This window comes from Nonomuraea angiospora, from assembly GCF_014873145.1.
GTDB classification, from domain to species: Bacteria; Actinomycetota; Actinomycetes; order Streptosporangiales; family Streptosporangiaceae; genus Nonomuraea; species Nonomuraea angiospora.
The window spans coordinates 11,069,842-11,089,041 of record NZ_JADBEK010000001.1 but is presented as its reverse complement, the minus strand read 5'-3'; the positions used below and the strand labels follow the sequence as shown (position 1 = coordinate 11,089,041).

At 70.3% G+C, this 19,200-nt stretch carries 18 protein-coding genes; 7 read left to right on the top strand and 11 right to left on the bottom strand.

Translation table 11 applies throughout. The annotated features are described in order from the left end of the window. The first annotated feature begins 70 nt into the window (after window positions 1-70). Entirely contained in the window at window positions 71-1,084 is a 1,014-nt protein-coding gene (locus H4W80_RS50845) for a zinc-dependent alcohol dehydrogenase family protein (protein ID WP_192791635.1), read from the top strand. Window positions 1,085-1,096: 12 nt separating this feature from the next. On the opposite strand, the gene H4W80_RS50840 is transcribed toward H4W80_RS50845, so the two are convergent. Together H4W80_RS50840 and H4W80_RS50835 are read right to left on the bottom strand one after the other, a co-directional pair. Beyond that, the gene (locus H4W80_RS50840) at window positions 1,097-1,561 is read right to left on the bottom strand and encodes a pyridoxamine 5'-phosphate oxidase family protein (protein WP_192791634.1); all 465 of its coding nucleotides are present in this window, start codon (window positions 1,559-1,561) and stop codon (window positions 1,097-1,099) included. Next, window positions 1,558-2,958 carry an MFS transporter gene (locus H4W80_RS50835; protein ID WP_318787448.1) on the bottom strand — a complete coding sequence of 467 codons (1,401 nt, stop codon included), beginning with the start codon at window positions 2,956-2,958 and terminating at the stop codon, window positions 1,558-1,560. The genes H4W80_RS50840 and H4W80_RS50835 overlap by 4 nt, the downstream gene beginning before the upstream one ends. 106 nt (window positions 2,959-3,064) lie before the next feature. Here H4W80_RS50835 and H4W80_RS50830 point away from each other — a divergent pair, with 106 nt between their 5' ends. Continuing rightward, a complete protein-coding gene (locus H4W80_RS50830; protein WP_225964124.1) occupies window positions 3,065-3,472 on the top strand; it encodes a winged helix-turn-helix transcriptional regulator in 408 nt (135 codons plus the stop codon). A gap of 27 nt (window positions 3,473-3,499) precedes the next feature. On the opposite strand, the gene H4W80_RS50825 is transcribed toward H4W80_RS50830, so the two are convergent. After that, window positions 3,500-3,994: a MarR family winged helix-turn-helix transcriptional regulator gene (locus H4W80_RS50825; RefSeq protein WP_318787447.1), complete on the bottom strand. Its 495-nt coding sequence runs from the start codon at window positions 3,992-3,994 to the stop codon at window positions 3,500-3,502. A 78-nt stretch (window positions 3,995-4,072) separates the two neighbouring features. Here H4W80_RS50825 and H4W80_RS50820 point away from each other — a divergent pair, with 78 nt between their 5' ends. Beyond that, window positions 4,073-4,903 carry an aldo/keto reductase gene (locus tag H4W80_RS50820; protein ID WP_192791632.1) on the top strand — a complete coding sequence of 277 codons (831 nt, stop codon included), beginning with the start codon at window positions 4,073-4,075 and terminating at the stop codon, window positions 4,901-4,903. Window positions 4,904-4,913: 10 nt separating this feature from the next. Here the strand turns inward: H4W80_RS50820 and H4W80_RS61970 are convergent, their stop codons facing one another. After that, complete coding sequence (locus H4W80_RS61970; protein ID WP_225964123.1) at window positions 4,914-5,096, bottom strand: Lrp/AsnC ligand binding domain-containing protein; 183 nt, start codon at window positions 5,094-5,096, stop codon at window positions 4,914-4,916. A 37-nt stretch (window positions 5,097-5,133) separates the two neighbouring features. Between H4W80_RS61970 and H4W80_RS50810 the strand changes: the two genes are divergently transcribed. Further along, window positions 5,134-5,460 (top strand): branched-chain amino acid transporter permease, encoded by a 327-nt coding sequence (locus H4W80_RS50810; RefSeq protein WP_192791631.1) that lies wholly within the window; start codon window positions 5,134-5,136, stop codon window positions 5,458-5,460. Between the two features lie 61 nt (window positions 5,461-5,521). Here H4W80_RS50810 and H4W80_RS50805 read toward each other — a convergent pair whose 3' ends face one another. From H4W80_RS50805 to H4W80_RS50790, 4 genes are all read right to left on the bottom strand, one after another. Then, a complete protein-coding gene (locus H4W80_RS50805; protein ID WP_192791630.1) occupies window positions 5,522-6,133 on the bottom strand; it encodes a TetR/AcrR family transcriptional regulator in 612 nt (203 codons plus the stop codon). Beyond that, window positions 6,130-6,588 (bottom strand): hypothetical protein, encoded by a 459-nt coding sequence (locus tag H4W80_RS50800; protein WP_192791629.1) that lies wholly within the window; start codon window positions 6,586-6,588, stop codon window positions 6,130-6,132. Before H4W80_RS50800 ends, H4W80_RS50805 begins: the two co-directional genes overlap by 4 nt. Window positions 6,589-6,697: 109 nt before the next feature. Continuing rightward, entirely contained in the window at window positions 6,698-6,859 is a 162-nt protein-coding gene (locus H4W80_RS50795) for a hypothetical protein (RefSeq protein ID WP_192791628.1), read from the bottom strand. 229 nt (window positions 6,860-7,088) lie between these two features. After that, a complete protein-coding gene (locus H4W80_RS50790) occupies window positions 7,089-8,597 on the bottom strand; it encodes an AMP-binding protein (protein ID WP_225964122.1) in 1,509 nt (502 codons plus the stop codon). A 739-nt stretch (window positions 8,598-9,336) separates the two neighbouring features. On the opposite strand from H4W80_RS50790, the gene H4W80_RS50785 reads away from it, so the two are divergent. Further along, the gene (locus H4W80_RS50785; protein ID WP_192791627.1) at window positions 9,337-9,513 is read left to right on the top strand and encodes a hypothetical protein; all 177 of its coding nucleotides are present in this window, start codon (window positions 9,337-9,339) and stop codon (window positions 9,511-9,513) included. A 598-nt stretch (window positions 9,514-10,111) separates the two neighbouring features. Then, window positions 10,112-12,955: a helix-turn-helix transcriptional regulator gene (locus H4W80_RS50780; RefSeq protein WP_192791626.1), complete on the top strand. Its 2,844-nt coding sequence runs from the start codon at window positions 10,112-10,114 to the stop codon at window positions 12,953-12,955. A gap of 9 nt (window positions 12,956-12,964) precedes the next feature. Here the strand turns inward: H4W80_RS50780 and H4W80_RS50775 are convergent, their stop codons facing one another. Beyond that, window positions 12,965-13,804 (bottom strand): class I SAM-dependent methyltransferase, encoded by an 840-nt coding sequence (locus tag H4W80_RS50775; protein WP_192791625.1) that lies wholly within the window; start codon window positions 13,802-13,804, stop codon window positions 12,965-12,967. Window positions 13,805-14,010: 206 nt separating this feature from the next. Beyond that, window positions 14,011-15,531: an MFS transporter gene (locus H4W80_RS50770; RefSeq protein ID WP_192791624.1), complete on the bottom strand. Its 1,521-nt coding sequence runs from the start codon at window positions 15,529-15,531 to the stop codon at window positions 14,011-14,013. 252 nt (window positions 15,532-15,783) lie between these two features. On the opposite strand from H4W80_RS50770, the gene H4W80_RS50765 reads away from it, so the two are divergent. Then, window positions 15,784-16,725, top strand: coding sequence for a TetR/AcrR family transcriptional regulator C-terminal domain-containing protein (locus H4W80_RS50765; protein ID WP_192791623.1), 942 nt, complete (start codon window positions 15,784-15,786; stop codon window positions 16,723-16,725). 55 nt (window positions 16,726-16,780) lie between these two features. On the opposite strand, the gene H4W80_RS63155 is transcribed toward H4W80_RS50765, so the two are convergent. Then, window positions 16,781-19,111 (bottom strand): SDR family NAD(P)-dependent oxidoreductase, encoded by a 2,331-nt coding sequence (locus H4W80_RS63155; RefSeq protein ID WP_264086033.1) that lies wholly within the window; start codon window positions 19,109-19,111, stop codon window positions 16,781-16,783. Between the last annotated feature and the right edge of the window lie 89 nt (window positions 19,112-19,200).

Here is a 19,200-nt window from a genome sequence, read left to right as displayed (position 1 = left end):
GGGAATTGCCGGCCGCCAGGGCCGCCCCGCACGATCGTGCCCACTCATACGGAGCTTGAAAGGACATCAGATGAAGAGCTACCGCCTCGTGCCCGGACGCGGCCTCGCCGGGCTGACGCTGCACGACCGCGACGAGCCAGAACCGGGGCGCGGGCAGGTCGTGGTCAGGATCCGCGCGAACTCCCTCGGCTTCCGCGACCTGCGGGTGCTGTCCGGAGACTATCCGCTGCCGATCACCCCCGGCGTGGTGCCCGGCTGCGAGGGAGTGGGAGAGGTCGTGGCGGTCGGCGCGGACGTCACCCGGGTCGCGCCGGGTGACCGGGTGGCGGCCACCGTCTTCCCGCGCTGGCTGGACGGCCCGTTCCGGCGCGAGGACGCCGCCCAGCTCGGCACCATGATCGACGGCGTGCTGACGGAGTACGCGCTGCTGAGCGAGGACGGCGTCGTGCGCCTGCCCGAGCACCTGTCGTACGAGGAGGCCGCGGCGCTGCCGCTGGCGGCGGTGACCGCCTGGAACTCCCTGACCTCCGGCGGCGCCCCGCACGCCGGCGAGACCGTGCTGACCCTCGGGTCGGGCGCCGTGTCGCTGTTCGTCCTGCTCTTCGCCAAGCTGGCCGGAGCCAGAGTGATCGTGACCACGTCCGGCCCGGCCAAGGCCGAGCGGCTGAGGGCGCTCGGGGCGGACGAGGTGATCGACTACCGGCAGAACCCGGTCTGGTGGAAGGAGGTCCACGCGCTCACCGACGGCCGGGGAGCCGATCGCGTCGTCGACGCGACGGGGCCGCTGGAGCAGTCGCTGCGCTCCGTCGCGGCCGGCGGCGAGGTCGCCTTCGTCGGCTACTGGCTGTCCGGCGCCGAAGGGGCCGCACCCGTCGACCCCGCCACCCTGTTCATGGCCGGTTCGGTGCTGCGCCGGATCGCCACCGGCAGCCGGGCCCATTTCCTCGAGCTGAACCGGGCCGTCGAGGCGCACCGGCTGCGCCCGGTGATCGACCGGGTGTTCCCGTTCGAGCAGGTCCCCGACGCCCTCGCCTACTGCGGGTCAGGCGGCGGCTTCGGCAAAGTGATCATCAGCCACGCCTGACCCGCCGCCCGCTCAGCCGGCCGTCCAGATGCGGCTGCGCAGATCCATGCCGCGGATGACCTGGACGCGGAAGGGGTCGAGGCGCAGGACGTGCAGCTTGGGGTCGGCGGGCGAGCGCCAGAAGCCGCCCAGGTCGTACCCGGCGCCCCGGGGGCTGGTGGCGCGGTAGAGGTCCCACACGCGCCGCCGCACGTCCAGGCCGTCCGCCCAGCTCGCCACGGCGTCGACGGCGACCGAGTTGTTGCCGGGCTTCCAGTAGGAGAACGAGGTGTGCGGGTTGCCTGCCAGGTGGGCCGCCTTGACCGGGGTCCGGTAGGTCGCCAGCCAGCCCAGCGGCCGCCCGTCCACGTTCTCCCAGATCGGGATGAGCACCCGGGTGCGCGGCCGGTTGCGGGCGTCCACGGTGACCATGGTGGCGTACACGGTGGCGCCGACGATGGTGTTGAACTCGGCCTCGATCTCCGCGAAGGACGTCATCGGGCGGCCCCCTTCCGCAGGCCGAAGGCGCTGACCACGACGGCCAGGACCGCGGCGGCGATCGGCACGGCGAGCGCGGTGCGGTAGGCGCCGAGCAGGTCCCCCGCGTCCGCCACGGCCACGATCACCGTGGTGCTGGCCGCCAGCCCGAGCGCCGCGCCGAACTGGAAGGAGGTGTAGAGCAGCCCTCCGGCCAGGCCCTGCTCGCTCTCGTCCACGCCGTCGGTGGCGACGATGGTGAGCGGGCCGTACGCGAGGGCGAACGCCACCCCGAGGATGATCATGGTGGGGAACATCGCCAGGTAGACGGTGTCCATGCCGATGGGCAGGAACAACACGTACGAGAGCACGGCGGCCAGCAGCCCGGCCAGGATGACTTTCGCGTTGCCGAAGCGGTTGACCAGCCGCGGGGTCAGGGTCGGCGCGAGGACGGCGTCCGCGCCTACCGCGAGCATGGCCAGGCTGGTCTGCAGCGAGCTCCAGCCCCGCACCTCCTGGAGATACAGGACGGCGATGAACTGGAAGCCGAAGAAGGCCCCGGAGAACAGCAGCCCCGCGAGGTTGGCGCGGACGAGCGGCGCGGAGCGGAAGATGCCCAGCCGCACCAGTGGCGCGGCGGAGCGGCGTTCGATCACGAGGAAGAGCGCGACCAGGGCCAGCCCGGCCACCAGCGCGCCGGCGGTCCACCCGGCGCCCACGTGGGCGGCGCGCTCGACGCCGAGCACCAGCAGCATGATGGCGGCGGTGATGGTCACCGCGCCCGCGACGTCCAGCCTCCGCTCCTCGGAACGTTCCACGGGACCGGCGGGGATCAGCGGCACCGCCAGGACCAGGATGATCAGCGCCAGCACCGCCGGCGCGAACAGCACCCAGCGCCAGTCCACGGCGGCGAGCAGGCCGCCGAGCACCAGCCCGAGGGAGAAGCCGCCGGCGGCGGTGCCGGAGTACACCAGGAGCGCCTGGTTGCGCCGCGGCCCCTCCTCGAAGCTCGTGGTGATGATGGACAACCCGGCGGGGGTCATGACCGCGGCGGCGACGCCCGCCACGAAACGGGCGGCGATGAGCATCCAGCCCTCGGCGGCCAGCCCGCCCAGGGCCGAGACGACGAGGAAGACCGCCAGCCAGGCCAGGAACATCCGGCGGCGGCCGAACAGGTCGGCCGCCCGGCCTCCGACCAGCATGAACCCGCCGTAGCCCAGCACGTAGGAGCTGATCACCCACTGCAGCTCGCCCGTGGACAGGCCGAGGTCGGCCCGGATGGCGGGCAGGGCCACGTTGAGCATCGCGACGTTGATCCCCTCGAGGAAGATCGCGCCGCACAGGACGAACAGCATCCCCCAGGCCTTGGGGGTCATGCGCAACGACGGCGAAGAAGAAGAGTGCGTGGTTGTGGACACAGGAACGACTCCTATGGTTCTTTTTCGTAACAAAGGAATCTTGCGTGACCATGGGGAAGTAATGGAAGACGGCACTTCAAAGGCACTCGGTTACTGCACGGGAACCATGGACGACCAGGTCGTCCAGTGGGACACCCGGGCCGACTGCGACGTGCGGAAGATCCTCGACCGCGTCGCCGACAAGTGGTCGCTGCTGGTCATCGCCCTGCTCGACCGCCGTACGATGCGCTTCTCCGAGCTGCGCCGCGCCATCGACGGCGTCAGCCAGCGCATGCTCACGGTGACGCTGCGCCAGCTCGAGCGCGACGGGCTCGTGACCCGCACCGTCTATCCGGTGGTGCCGCCGCGGGTGGAGTACGAGCTGACCGCGCTCGGCTTCTCGCTGCACGAGGTGATCAAGTCGCTGGTCGTGTGGACCGAGGAGCACCAGCGGGAGATCTCCGACGCCCGCACCGCGTACGACGAGCGGACGACCGAGGAGGAACGCCTGCTCCAGGCCCCCATGGCGCGCTGATCCAGCGCTGATCCACGCCTCGGGTCTCTACGCCTCGGGGCCGAAGACCCCGGGGTAGGCCCCGCCCGCCTCGGGGTCGAGCCCTTTCCACAGCGCCCGCAGGATGTCGTGCAGCTGGGCCACCTGCTCGCCGCTGAGCGGGTCGAACAGGCGCCTGCGCACCTCCTCCACGTGCGCGGGCGCCGCCTGCGCGAGCGCGGCGAAGCCGTCGTCGGTCAGCTCCGCCACGGTCACCCGCCGGTTGTCCGGGTGCGGCGAGCGCCGCACCCAGCCGCGCTCCTCCAGCCGCGCCACCGCGTGGGACAGGCGGCTGAGCGAGGAGTAGACCTGCGCGGCCAGGTCGGTCATCGACATGCGCCGCCCGGGGACCTCCGAGAGCGTCGCCAAGATCATGTAGTACGTGTACGGCATCCCGGCGTCGTGCTGCAGCTGCCGGTCGAGGGCGTCGCCGAGCAGCCGGGTCGTCCACAGATATGCCCGCCAGGTCCGCTGCTCGTCGTCGCCGAGCCACCGTGTCTCCACGCCGCCCATCCTAGCTTGAACTCTCAACCTTCGGGGTGTAGCGTCCTCACTTGAACGCTCAACCTTTAGGGAGAAATCATGAAAATTGGCGACTTGGAAGTGGGCAGCATCGGTTACGGCGCCATGCGGCTGGCGGCCGACGGCACGATCTGGGCGGCGCCCGCCGACCGGCAGGGCGCCCTGGCCGTGCTGCGCCGCGCGGTCGAGCTCGGCGTGCGGCACATCGACACCGCCGACGCCTACGCGCTGGGCGCGAACGAGGAGCTCGTCGCCGAAGCCCTGCACCCCTACGCCGACGACGTCGTGATCGCCACCAAGGGCGGCGTGGCCCGGCCGAGCGTCGAGGAGTGGATCCCGCTGGGACGCCCCGAGTACCTGCGCCAGCAGGCCGAGCTGAGCCTGCGCCGCCTGCGCCGGGACGTGATCGACCTGTACTACCTGCACCGCGTCGACCCCCAGGTCCCGCTCGCCGACCAGATCGGCGCCCTGGCACAGCTGCGGGAGGAGGGCAAGATCCGCCACATCGGCCTGTCGGAGGTGACGGTGGACCAGCTGGAGGAGGCGTGCGGGATCGCCCCCGTCGCCGCCGTCCAGAACCTCTACAACCTCGCCGACCGCACCCACGAGAAGGTCGTGGACCACGCGGGCGAGCACGGGATCGCGTTCGTCCCGTTCTTCCCGATCGCCGTCGGCGACCACGCCAAGGCCGGCGGCCCCGTGGCCACCGTGGCGGCCGAGCTCGGGGCGACCCCGGCCCAGACCGCCCTGGCCTGGCTGCTGCGCCGCTCGCCGGCCATGTTCCCCATCCCCGGCACGACCTCCGTGGCGCACCTGGAGGAGAACGTCGCGGCGGCGGGTCTCACGCTGACCGACGAGCAGTTCGCCCGGCTGGACCAGGCGTCCTTCTGAACGCCGAGGGTTAGGGGGCCGGTTTGACGTTCTTCATCGTGAAGTGCGAGGTGACGTTCCTGATCCGCGGGATGGTCATGACGTACGTGCTGAGGAAGGTCTCGTAGGCGGCCACGTCGCGCTCGTCCTCACCCCGGGGGTCGCCATGTTCACCGCGCTGCTGCTGTACGTGGCGCTGCTGCTGGTCCGGCACGCGCGCACCGCCCGCCGATCCGCTCCGGAGGCCGCCGATGCCTAGCACCGCCTACCTCGTCGCCGTCCTCGCGATCGTCTTCGCCATCACGCTCGCGCTGCGCGCCGTCCCCTTCGCGCTGCTGCGCACGCTGCGCGGCTCGGCGATCGTGCGGCGGCTCTCGGTGTGGATGCCGGTTGGCATCCTCGCCATCCTCGCTGTGACCGCCCTGCACGGCACCATCGCCGCAGAGCCGCGCGCGACGCTGTACGCGCTGCTCGCGGTCGCGGTCACGGCGGGGGTGCATCTCGCGTTCGGCCGCCGGACGATCCTGAGCGTCGGGATCGGCACCGCGGCCTACGTCGTCCTCGTCAACGCCTTCTGACCCGGAGCCTCAGAGGTCGTACGGCGTGCCCAGGGACGTCCGCCCGTCGCAGCCGCCCCCCTTACCGGGGAAGGAGCCGCTGCTGGAAGCCCGTGACGATGGCTTCCAGCCCCGTGGTGAACCACCGTTCGTAGAAGCCGAGGGCGGCGGGGTCGGGTGGAGGAGCGGGGGCGTCGGAGCCGGGCGGCGTGCCCACCTGGGCCAGGGCGTGCCCGAGCACGTAGACGCCGACGGACTGGATGACGATCAGGGACTCGTCCTGCTCGATGCCGGCGGCGGTGAAGCGGTCGAGCAAACCCGCCAGCAGTGGCAGGGCGCTTTCGACGTCGACCGGGTACGTCGCCAGCAGCGGCACGGCGTGCGGGTGGGCGAGCAGCATGCGCCGGTACGCCACGGCGAACCGCGTCACCGCCTGCGCCCACGTCGGGCCGGGGTCGAACCCGGCGAGCGCGGTGGCGAACAGGCGATTGACGATCGCGGCCAGAATGGCGTCGCGATTGGGCACGTGCCGGTACAGCGACATCGCGGCCACACCGAGGCGGGCGCCGATGCCCCGCATGGTCACCGCGTCCAGGCCCTCCTCGTCGAGGAGGGCGATGGCCGCGGTGACGATCTGCTCGGTGGTCAGCTGGGGCGGCCGCCCGCCCCGGCCGCGTCGTGGCGTGGTGCTCATGCGGCCAGTGTGACAGCCAGCGTGGTGCCGAGCATGGCCACGCTGAGCAGGCCGACGACCAGGTGCTGGACGTCGGGGACGACCGCGTGCCCGGCCGCGGGCAGGATCTTGAGGGTGCGGGCGTAGTCGCGCTCGTAGACCTGCCTCTGGGCTTCGGAGCTCAGCCCGAAGTACGGCAGCCACCAGCTGGTCAGGTGTCCCACCAGGATCAGCCCGCATAACGCCGACGCGGCGATCAGCGACCATGGACGGTGCAGGGCGATGCCGGCGGCGATGAGCAGCGGGAACGGGTAGTTGATCGCCGCGGCGAGCAGCCGTGGCCGCAGGTTGCCGGGCCTCAGGTCGTTGAGCGGGAACATGGGCACCCACTCGGTCAGGGCCAGCCAGGCCAGCCAGAGGAGAGGGAGCGCGATGGCGATCGTGGTCAGGGTGACCTCCCGAAGTTTGTGTACCACGTAAGCTTACGTCGTACACAAACTCCGCACAACCACTGGCCCGCGCACGGGATCGCCCCGCGAGGGGGTGCCTCACGGGGCGACGGATGCCGGCGCGGCGGCGGACCTCCTACTCGTCGTCATCCGGAGGGACCGGAGCGGGCGGGATCGCGGCCGGGGCCTGCGCCACCGTGGCGGCGACGGCCGTACCGGTCGATGGGGCGGAGAGCGAGAGCGAGCCGATGAGCGCGGGCGCCACCAGAGTGGCGGCGACGAGCAGGCGTTCGAGCATCAAAGATCACTCCGTGAGGTGGCGCGCCCGGCTGATGCGGGCTGACGGAGCGTCGACGTGGGCTCCCGGGAAACGCCAGTACGGCGCATGAGCACTTCCCACGCTAGCGGGAGCGGCCCGCGGCGTCTCCCGGCAGGAGGCAAAGCCTTCCCCAGGCCCGAGCGCGCCCCGATCCCGAGCCGAACCCGGCTCAAGCCCAGCCCGAGCCGGCCCGGGATCGCGGGAGAGCTCAGGGCGTCTCCTCCAGGAACCGTACGAGGTCCTTGCGCTCGTTCTTGCCGTTGAGGGTGAGCGGGAAGAACGGCAGGACGCGGCAGATCGCGGGCACCTTCGCGGGCTCCAGGCGCTGCGCCAGCTCGCGCAGGACGACGTGCGAGGCGAGGTCGCCCTCGACGATGATCGCGAGATCGTGCCGCTCGCCCGGCGGCAGCACCGCGGCGGCCCGGACGCCCGGGATGTCCATCGCGGCGGCCTCGATCTCGATGGTGCTCATCCGGGTGCCCTTGCGCTTGAACATGTCGTCGCGCCGGCCCTCGAAGTAGAGGTAACCGTCCTCGTCGAGGAAACCGTAGTCGCCGGTGTGCAGGCGGGTCTCACCGGTGGCCGCGTCGCGGCGGTAGACGCGGGCGGTCAGTTCGGGGGCGCGCCAGTATCCAGCCATCACGTTGGGCCCGGCCACCACGATCTCCCCGGTCTCGCCGGCGGGCAGCGGCGAGCCGTCGTCGCCGAGGATCAGCACGCGGGTGCCGGGCAGGGGGCGGCCGACCGAGTCGGGGCGTTCCCGTTCCAGCTCCGGCTCCATGATGGTGACCCGTTTGCACTCGGTGACCCCGTACATCCGCACCACCCGGGCGCCAGGGAAGCACTCGCGCAGGCCCTCGATGGTCGAGGCCGGCAGCGCGGCGCCGGTGCTGGTGAACATCCGCACGGTGGGCACCGAGCCGGGGGCCCGCCTGCCCAGGGTCGTGAGCATGGCGCCCAGCGAGGGCACGATCGGCACGACGGTCGCGCCGCACTCCTGCAGTTGGCTCAGCAGCGCCAGGTCGGAGCCCTCACCCGCCAGCACCAGCTCCGCCTGGCCGAGGGCGGACAGGAAGATCTGGTAGAGGCCGTAGTCGAAGGACATCGGCGACCGGCAGAAGACGACGTCCCCCGGACGGTAGCCGAGCACGGCGTTGATGGCCGACGCCGCGAACGTCACCTGCGCGTGCGGGCCCACCACCGCCTTGGGCGCCGCCGTGCTGCCGGAGGTGTACATGAGGACCGCGACGTCCTGCGGCCGGACCTCGGCCGGCCCGCCCGGGACGGGGCGCCCGGCGAACGCCTCCACTTCCCTCCAGAGCTCGTCGATCCCGTGGACGGGCACGTCGGCGGCCTCCCGCAGCGCCTCGCCGGCCCCGATGACCAGCTTGGGCTCGGAGTCCGCCATCACGGACCGCAGGTGGTACGCCTTCATCCCGGGGTTCAGGGGCACGAAGACGACACCGTGCCGCGACGCGCCGTAGAGGATGGGGACGGTCTCGCGCAGGTTGGGCAGCTGCACGATGATCCGGTCGCCGGGTTCGACGCCCGTGGCCGCCAGCCAGGCGGCGAAAGCGCGGCTGAGCTCGACGACCCGCCGATAGCTCCAGCCGCCGCGGGCGTCGCGCACCGCGATCCCGTCCGGATTCATGGCGGCCGCCTCGTCCAGCAGTTCGTGAATGAGCCGCGGCCGCGGAGAATACGCCGTGGAAATCAACCCGTTCAATATGTGCCTCCCGCCTCTAGCCGGGGAAAGGAATTCTCCGGCAGCCGGGACGCATGCGCGTGCAACCGGAAGCCGGCCAGGCCGATTCCGAAGCTACGCGCGGGCCCCGGCGAGCTGACCCCCTACACCCCCCCTATCTAGGGGTCCGGCGTGCCGCGTAGGCCCCCAGACCCCTGCAGACCCCTGCGGACCCCTGCGGGCCCCCGCCGGCCCTCCCGGCTCCGCGACCAGGGCGGCGGGCCCGCTCGGCGGGCACCGTAGGGGCGCTGCCAACTCACGCCATAAATGATCTTGGAATTCTGTGCAATGTTCACAAACCTGGGGGCAGGAGGGACTGTTCACCTGCGGGGGTCTCCGGAGATTCCAGATGCGACAACGTCGCAAGAGGAGCGCTCGGGGCGGATTTCCGCCACCCCGTTTGGTACGTTCCAGTAAACGGCCGCCCGAAAAGAGATGGGCTTCATCGCCCCAGTTGAGCACCGTTGCGGCGGAGAATCATGCGGCCCCCGGTTTACGGCTATTGGCATTCCGGACTACAGTGATCCACGCCTGTCCGGAGCGGTGCCGTCAAGGTGGCCTTTCCTTGACTCCGACCAGCGCATAACATTACCGTGACGGTTTGGGCGCCCGTTTGCGATTCGGTCGGGGTGCAAGGTCTGCCGGGCGGTGTGTTTTCGCAGCACACCGGCTACGCAAGCCGCTGATACGCATGATGGAGACGTGGCCGCACATGTTACAGGAATTCACGGGCGTCGGCGAGAGCGCGAATGGCGCTGCCGCACTCAATCTTTATCGCATTGTCAGTGAAATCGCGGTGAACCACGGGAAACCCGTCCCCGCGTCGCCGGGCTTGTTTTCCCTGCCGGGCGGCCGCGCCGCCGGATGGCGTTCTGCCGTCCGGTCGTAGCGTGGCCGCGGGTCATCGACTTCGAAGGGGGCAGGGAATCCTTTCCGTTCTCACCCATGGCGACCGCCCGCCGGTGGCCGCCGCCCAGCTGCCGGACCACCGCACCGGCTCGGCCGCCGGCGGTGGCGGCCGTGTCGTGCGCGCCGGCCGTTTTTCGGGAGCGGCGGGCCGCACGCCGGGCGGGGCTCCGGCCGTACCGCGCGGCTCGGGCGCGGACACCACCTCGCGCCTCGGACGCCGGTCACCCGGACCCGGCGGGCGGAGGCGGACAGGCTCCGCCCGGGACCACCGGACGGCCGCTTCGAGCTGCGCGAACATCGAGCCGTCCCGGTCCGGGGCCGGCTCACGCGAGGACCTGCGGTCGTGGCTCGGCAGACCGCCGCCACCCGCCACCACGCCGAAGCACGGCCACCGCGCCGCCTCCGGGCGGCCGGTGACGCCTTCATCGCCCGCGGGCGGGAGGGGCCGGGCGTCTTCCGCGCCACGCCGAAAACCTCGGCTCGAACGTGACGAAGTCGGCAACCGAAGATCCCTGGACTGCTCCCGGTCCGCTTGCTGATTGAGCTTCCTCTACGACCAAACAGGTGAAGGAGAGTCGATGCAGTTCGCCGAACGCGAATCAGAAATCACCCTCCTCAATACCATGCTCGCGGAGAGTGAGCATGGCTGGGGAAGAATTGCGATGATAACCGGCCCTCCAGGGTTCGACAAGAGCCGGGTGCTGCACGCCTTCGCCGATTCGGCGGTGCGGTCGGGCGCCACTCATCTGAGCGCCATCTGCCTACGGAACGAGCAGAACATCTCACTGGGCGTCATCCACCAGGTTTCGCAGAGCCTGAGTGCCGCGCTGGGCGAGATGCCGCCCGCATTGAAGTTGCTGCAGGAGGCCGTATTCAACGCGGGACCGCGCGGGATCCGGCCGGAGGACCTCAATTGGATCGGCGTCACGCACGGCCTGTGGGAGATCATCACCAACCACGCGCGGCGCGGCGCGGTATTGATAACGATCGAGGACGTGCAATACGCGGATTCGGTGTCGCTGGATATTCTCCTGCATTTCATAAACCGGCTCCATGCCGCGAACGTCTTCATGGTTTTCACGGTCAACGAAGGGCCGGACGGGGTGCCGCTCAGAATTCAGAGCGACCTCATGCACCATCCGCAGTGCCGCCGCATCAAAGTGGCGCCGTACTCGTCGGGCACCATTTCCCGGATCGCGCAGATGCGGCTCGGGACCGAGCCGGACGATCCGCTGGCGGAGGCGATCCACCAGGTCAGCGGCGGAAACGCGCTCCTGGTGCGCTCGCTGATCGAGGACCGGCAGAACGCGGGCGGCGACGGGACCGGCCTGGTGGTCGACGACGGCTTCTCCGGATCCGTCCGCACGCTGCTGAACCGCATCGGCAGCACACCCCTGCGGATCCTGCGCGCCGCCGCCGTGCTGGACGCGTCGGCCTCTCCCCCGCTGCTGGCCGAGATGCTGCACATCAAGCAGCCGGCCGTGGTCCGCACCCTGGAATGGCTGGCGGAGATCGGCCTGCTGGGCCTGGACGGCTTCCGCCACCCCGCCGCCAGGGAGGCCGTCCTGGACTCCATGGAGCCGGAGCTCCTCAAAGAGCTCTACGGGCGCGCCGCCCAGTTGCTGCACGCGACCGGCGTACAGCCCACGGTGATCGCCGACCACCTGGTCGCCGCCAGCACCAAGCACGAGCCCTGGGCCCTGGACGTCCTGCGGGAGGCCGCCGATCAGGCGCTGGCCACCGACGAGTACGAGCTCGCCGTGCGCTATCTCCGGTACGCGGCGGACCTGTGCTCCGGCCCTGACGAGCGGATCCAGGTCACCCTGGCGCTGGCCAAGGCCACCTGGCGGATCAACCCCTCCACCGCCACCATGTACCTGCCCATGCTCGTGCAGGCCGCGCGGGACGGCCGGCTGCCCGCCAGGGACGTGCACTGGCTGCTCACGTGCATGCTCTGGCATGGCCAGTACGACGAGGCCGAGGAGATGTTCGCGCTGCTGGAGCAGGCCGAGCAGGGCGAGGGCCCGGAGGCGGGCGGAGCCCACGCGTGGCGCCTGGCGGCCGACCACTGGCTGGCCAGCACGCACCCCCCGGTCCTGCACCGGTTGCGCGGGACGCACAAGCCCACCCCCTTACGCGAGGGCAGCGAACGGCATCCGGCCCATTCGTACGCGCGCACGATCTCCGCGCTCGCCGCCAACCTGCGCGACGGCGAGACCGAGGCGGCCCTGAGGACGGCGGAGAAGGTCCTGCACTCGGTGCAGCTCGAAGGCTGCAACATCGAGCTGGTCGAGGCGGCCCTGTTCTGCTTCGTCTATTCGGACCGCACCCACGAGGCGGCCTCCCTGGTCGAGAACCTGTACGCGCTGGCGGAGCGGCGTGCCTCACCCACGTGGCTGGCCGTGCTCGCGGCCTTCCGCGCGCACATCGCCGAGCACAAGGGAGAGATGCTGGAGGCCGTCGAGTGGGGCGAGCTCTCCCTGCGCATCCTGCCGCCCAGGAGCCTGGGCGTGCTCGCGGCGCTGCCGCTGGCCAGCCTCATCGAGGCCCACACCGAGATGGGCGAGTATCAGAAGGCCGAGCAGTACCTCCGTCATCCCCTGCCTGAAACCGTTTACCAGACCCGGTACGGGCTGCACTACCTGTTCGCGCGGGGCCACTACAGGACGTCGGTCGGCCAGGCGCACGCGGGCCTCAGCGACTTCCTGAAGTGCGGCACGCTGATGCGCTCCTGGGAGGTCGACACGCCGCTGCTGGTCCCCTGGCGCCTCGGGGCGGCCGGAGTCTCGGTCGTGCTGAAGAACAACGCCCGCGCCCGGAAGTTCCTCGAGCTGCACCACGCCACGCCGCACGGCCACAGCCCCCGGATCCGGGGGTTCGCGCTGATGGTGCTGGCCTCCGCCGAGGAGGTCGGACGCAGGCCGCCGCTGCTGCGCAAGGCCGTCGACATGCTCCAGGACTCCGGCCACAAGATGGAGCTGGCGCACGCGCTGGCACGTCTCAGCCACTCCCTGGCCGCCCTGGGCGAGACGGACAAGGCCCGGCTCATCGGCCAGCAGGCCGACCGGGTCGGCCAGCGTTGCCATGCCGAGCCGCTGCGCAGGTCGGTGGCGAACGCCTTCGACAGCGAATTCGGCGTGATGGCCGCCGGGAACGACCAGAACGCCCTGAGCCCCGCCGAATATCGGGTCGCCTCGATGGCGGCGCTCGGCTACACGAACCGGGAGATAGCGACGAGAGCTCATATCACCATCAGTACGGTGGAGCAGCACCTCACCCGCATATATCGCAAACTCGGGGTGAACGGCCGGAACGACCTTCCGCGTTTGTTCTCCTCGAAAGAGCTCGGCTCGTCGAACGGAAACGTGCTCGTCGCGGAGAATTCCCGGCACCTTCCCGGCTCGGCGTCCGTTCCGGGGTGACGGCCGGTTTCACGCGTCAGGCGGCATTTCTCCTTCGGGTGCGTCCCGTTTGCGGACGACGACGATGGCCCAGCCGACCTCCCTCCGGTCGATGGCGGCCTGCACTTCTTCGCATGACGCGGAGAAGGCCAGCATTTTGTCCCGGGCCTCGGCGTCGGCCATCTGTCCGGCGCGCGCCCGGGCCGCCTCCGCGTTTCCCTCGAACGTCCGCCTGAGGAAGCCGGTCACATTGACCACCGAACTGATTTCGAAGCCGGCCTCCTCCAGCGCGGAATGGTATTCGAGGAGCGTGTAGCCGTCGTTCCACCCGAACTTGTCGTAGACCTCGGTCCGGGTGCGCTCGCCGATCCTCGTCCGCGGCCGGTAGAAATCACTGAAAGCGAAGATGCCGCCGCTGCGCAGCACGCGGCGGATCTCCGCATAACTGCGCGGCAGGTCCGGCGCCTTGTGCAGCGCGCCGTGGCTGACGACGTGGGTGAAGCTGCCGGGCTCGTACGGGAGCCGCAGCACCGACGCCCGCCGGAAGCCGACGTCCAGTCGCTGCCGCTGGTTCGTGCACAGGTCCTGGGCGAACCTGACGTACTCCTCGCTCTCGAAGATCCCCTCGCCCCGGCAGCCGAACCACTGGGCCAGGTAGACCAGCAGGCATTCGCAGTCGTCGCCCACCTCCAGCACCGTGCTCGAACCGTCGATCCCCGCCTCGGCGGCGAGAAATGCGGCGGTCTGCTCGACGGTCGTCCGATAGTCGTCGCGGCCATTCTCCCGGAAGTCGTCGGCCGGATAGTCGGCTGCATGCGTCACGCCATAGCCCGTCACATTCAAAAAGGTATGACTGCTCTGGTCGTACATGTCTCCGACTTCCCTCCGAAAATAAGGGTGGTCCGCGGCCGTGGCACCGCACCGGTGCCCGCCGACGTGAACGCACCGAGGATCAATCGCGTTCGTCTCGCGAAGACTCTTGTCTATACCTCGAAGAGTGCCCGGATTCTCTCACGTACTCAATGGGGCTATCCCCCCTTTCCTGGTTGGGTCTTCCGTATGCGGAAGCGGATGCATCAGGAGGGATTTTGCGCCTCACGCAGCTTGATGAACGCGAGAATCCCCATTACTAGCATGATGACCGCGCCGGCGAAAGCGGCGATCTGCATTCCGTCTACATAGGCGTCGCGGGCCACGGAGGCCAGGGCCGCGCCCACCGCCTGGGGGAGCTCGGCCGCGACCGACAGCGCGCCACCGAGGGTCTCGTGGGCCACCGCGGCGTCCTCTGGCGGGACGCCGGGCGGCAGCTGCGCGGCGAGGGTGCTGCGATAGACGGCCACCCCTATGCTGCCGAGGATGGCGGCCCCTAGCGCCTGCCCGAACTCGGTGGAGGACTCGAACAGCCCCGAGGCGGATCCCGCCTTCTCCGGCGGCGCCGTGGCGACCACCATGGTGGAGGCCAGCGCCTGCACCGACCCGATCCCCCAGCCCAGCAGGAACAGCCCGCTGAACAGCAGCGGCAGGTTGACGTCCGTGCTCAGCTGGGAGATCAGCAGGAAGCCGATCGCCCCGAAGACCATGCCGGAACCCATGATCGTGCCGGGCCGGAACCACCGGGTGAGCGTCGCCCCGAGCACCGAGCCGGCCGCCGAGCTGACGGCCGTCGGCACGGTCATCAGCCCGGCCACGATCGGCCGCATCCCGAGGACCGACATCAGGTATTGCGTGATGAAATAGAACGTCCCGACGAGGGCGAACACCGCGAGGGTGGCGGTGATCAGGGACACGGTGAACGCGTGCCGGCGGAAGAGCGCCAGGTCCAGCATGGGGTCGGGCAGCTTGCGCTGCCTCTGCAGGAACAGGGTCAGGAACAGCAGCCCGATCACGGCGCTGATCCACATCGTCAGGGAGAAGTTCTGCTCGGCGACCATCTTCACCGCGTAGACGATCGGCAGGGCGGCGAGCAGGACGAGGACCGCGCTGAGGATGTCGAACTTCCCGGGATTGGGGTCACGGTACTCCGGCAGGAGCGGGCCGAGCGCGAGTAACAAGATCATGATCGGCACGCTGATCAGGAAGACCGCTCCCCACCAGAAGCTCTCCAGCAGCCACCCGCCGACGATCGGCCCGGCCACGCTGCCGAGGGTGAAGATCGCGGCCCAGATGGCGATGGCCATGTGGAGCTGGCGGCCGTCGGTGAACATCACCCGGATGAGGGCGAGGGTCGGCGGCATCAGCGTCGCCGCCGCGGCCCCCTGCAGCCCGCGCGCCGCGATGAGCAGCTCGGCAGTGGGCGCGTACGCCGCGATGGCCGACGTGAGGCCGAACACCACCGCGCCCACCAGGAGCAGCCGCCGGCGGCCGATCCGGTCACCCAGATTGCCCATCGGGATGAGCAGCCCGGCCAGCAGGAAGGCATAGATGTCGACGATCCACAGCTGCTGCGTGCCGCTCGGTTCCAGCTCGGCGGTCAGTGACGGGAGCGCGAAGAACAGCACCGTCACCGTGATGGAGATGAGCAGCACGGGCAGCATGAGGATCGCCAGGCCGGTCCACTCCCTCCACCCCGCCTTGGCGCCTCTTTCGGCGATATCCATTCACACCCCTCTCATACTGTGTACGTAACATTTACAGTACACCATATGTCACCTTACCGAAGGGCCCTGTCAAGCAAATGTTGACTACCTCGACATGTCGGCACTGCATGTCCTGCCTGCTCACGGATATCTCCTGACTGACGCCTATTCATGAAGAATATTTTCGTCACAACACCCCACCTCTTTTTTCGTCACATAAGCCGCGTGATATAATTTCATCACAATGGAAGATCGTGATGAAATCAGGCGACCATGCTGACGTGTGTACAGTGCGGGAAAGAGCTCACGGCCCCTCCCCGCGGGCGCAAGCCCCGCTACTGCTCGCGCTCGTGCCAGGCCCGCGCCTACCGGGCCCGCCTCGACGCGCGGACCGGCCAGGGAGCCTGGCGGGAGAACAAGGACGAGCAGCCTTCGCCTCCCCGCTCCGCGCGGCCCGCCACCGGCGCGCGGGCCGATTCCCAGCGGACCGACGCCGGCCTGTCCCGGGAGCGGATCGTGTGGACCGCCATCCGGATCGCCAACGCCGAGGGCCTGGAGAGCATGTCGATGCGGCACGTCGCGAACGTGCTCGGCGTCAAGGTGATGTCGCTGTACAACTACATCGACGGGAAGGACGCGCTGATCGACCTCATGGTCGAGGCGGTGTTCAGCGAAAGCGGGGACACCGGACCCCACACGCCCCGGGGCTGGCGGGCCGAGCTGGAGGCCGCCGCCCGGTGGGAGTGGGCTCTCTACTCGACGTACCCGTGGGTCCTCGAGGTCATCGCGACGGTCAAGCCGCCGCTCGTTCCCAGTCTCCTCGCCCGCTTCGAGCGCGGCCTGGGCGCGTTCGACGGCCTCGGCCTGGACCCCGTCATGACCCATCGGATCTACCTGGGCGTGAGCGGCATCGCGCAGGGGCTCGCCCTGCTGCGGGTGAGCGAGATCGCGTCCGAACGGCGCGGCGGCGGGATCTCGCTCAGCCAGTGGCGATCCGTGAAGGTGCCCGCGATCCTCGAGGAACTCGGCCCCGACCGCTATCCGCGCCAGGCCGCGCTGCGCAACAGCCCCGAGGTCCTCACGGACCTGGAGGAGATCTTCGAGTTCAGCCTCCAGCGCCTGCTGGACGGCATCGCCCGGTTCCTGGAGGGGGAGTCGCCCACTCCCCCTCACCGGTGGCCCCGCTCTGGTCAGCCCTCTGCCGAGGATCACTGACGGAGCCCTCCGCGCCCCGGTCGGGCTGCTCCTCGGCATCTGCGTGGTTCGCCGCTCACGCGCCGGCTGAACGCCTGTCGGACGGCTTCAGCCATTCCTCGACGGCCTGCGCGATGGACCCCGCCTCGCCCTCCAGCATCGTGAGGTGGTCGCCGCGGACCTCGCACAGGTCGTGCTTCAAGTGCCAGGACGCCCGCCAGTTGCCTTCCCTGGACCGCTCGCCGTCGGGGCCGGAGGGCAGCGGGGTGTCCGGTCTGAGGAAGAGCACGGGGGTTTCGATGTCCTCCACCACCGTCTCCCTGAAGAGCCGGTAGTAGCGCCCCATGGCCGTCATCCTCGTGTCGCTGAAGGGCCCGTACACCTCCGCCCGGTCGAACATCCCCTCCAGCATCTGACCGCCGAGCTCGTCGATGACGTCGCTGTCCGGCAGGAACGTGTCCAGCAGGACGAGGCCCTCCGGGCGCACCCCGTTCCGCTCCAGGTACGAGACGGCCGCGTGCGCGAAGTTGCCGCCGCCGCAGTAGCCCATCACCACGAACGGGTCGTCGCCGGCCGTCTCCCGGATGGATTCCGCCCACATGCGCACCACGACGTCCGCGTTGTCCGGAAGGCTGTCGTCCGGGGCGTATCCGGGCACCTGAAGCGCGTACAGGTCGCGTACCCCCTGGAAGTGCCCCGCCAGCCGGGCGAACTGGGCCGCGCCGCCCAGCGCCATCGGCGTGCTGAAGCAGAACAGCTTCGGCCGCGCCGGCCCCGAGGCCAGGGCCAGCGGCGGGTACGCGCGGTCCAGCTCGTCCAGCGTCCGGAACACCGGCCGCAGCCGCGCCGCGGCCTCCAGCAGGTCCAGCCCCTCCTGCAGCTTCCCGGCGGGAGCCGCGGCGCGCACCAGCGAGCTGAGCGACCCACCCCCGTCCGGCTCGGCCGCTCCGGAGTCCCAGCCGGCGCCGTTGTCGATCGCGATCTCCTCCGCGAGGTGCCGGGCCAGCGCCGCGGCGGTGCCGTAGTCGAAGACCGCCGTCGCCGGCATCCGCACGCCGGTCGCCTTGTTCAGTACGTTGCGCAGCTCCATCGCGGTCAGCGAGTCGAAGCCCGCTTCGAGGAAGTTCTGCTCCGCCCGGATCGCCTCCGGCTCGCTGTAGCCGATCACCTTCGCCGCGCACTCGCGCACCACCAGGGTCAGCTCCTCGACCTGCTCGGCCGGCGACAGCCCCGCCAGCCGCCGCTGCACCGCCGACCCGTCGGCCGCGACCTGCCCGGCCTGGGCGGTGCGGCGGGCGGGAGCCCGGACGAGCCCGCGCAGGATGGCCGGTACGCCGTCGTGGCGGTTGCTGAGGGTGTGGGTGTTGATGGGGAGGGGGAGGAGGTGGGGTTGGGGAAAGGCCAGGGCGGTGTCGAGGAGTTGGTTGCCTTGGGTGGTGGTGATTTGGTGGTAGCCGGCTTGTTCGATGCGGGTGATGTCGGTGGTGGTGAGGTGGGCGCTCATGCCGCTGGGTTGGTGCCACAGGCCCCAGGCCAGGGATTGCGCGGGCAGGCCGGTGGTGTGACGGTGGATCGCCAGTGCGTCCAGGAAAGCGTTGGCGGCGGAGTAGTTGCCCTGCCCGGCGCTGTCGAGGGTGCCGGCTGAGGAGGAGTAGAGCACGAACGCGGCCAGGTCCAGGTGCTGGGTGGCCTGGTGGAGGTGCCAGGCGGCGTCCGCCTTCGGCCTCAGCACCCGGTCGATCTTGTCGGCGGTGAGGGAGGTGACCACGCCGTCGTCGAGTACTCCGGCGGTGTGGAAGACCGCGGTGAGCGGGTGCTCGGCGGGAACCCGGTCAAGGAGGTTGCTGACTTGTCCGGGATCGGACAGGTCGCAGGCCGCGATGTCGACGGTCGCGCCGGCTGCTTCCAGGTCGGTGCGGAGCTGGTCGGCGTCGGGGGCCTGGTCTCCTCGGCGGGAGGCCAGCAGCAGGTGCTTGACCTGGTGCTCGGTGGCGAGGTGGCGGGCCAGGATCGCGCCCAGGCCGCCGGTGCCACCTGTGATCAACACCGTGCCGTCAAGGTCCAGCGCGCGTGGCATGGTCAGGATGATCTTGCCGGTGTGGCGGGCCTGGGCCATGTGCCGGAACGCTTGCCGGGCCTGCTGCACGGGCCAGCACCGCACGGGCAGACCGTCCAGCTCCTGGCCGGCGAACAGGTCCAGCAGCTCGCCCAGCATCTGCCCGATCCGCTCGTGCCCGGCGTCCATCAGGTCGAAGCTGCGATACCGGACGTGGGGGTGGGTGCCCGCGACGTCGGTCGGGTCGCGGCGGTCGGTCTTGCCCATCTCGATGAACCTGCCGCCAGGGGTGAGGAGATCGAGTGAGGCGTCGGTGAACGGCCCGGCCAGCGAGTTGAGCACCACGTCCATCCCTCGCCCCCGGTGACCGCGGCGAAGGCGTCGGCGAAGTCCAGGTCGCGGGAGGAGGCGATGTGGCCCTCGGGCACGCCCAGCGCCCG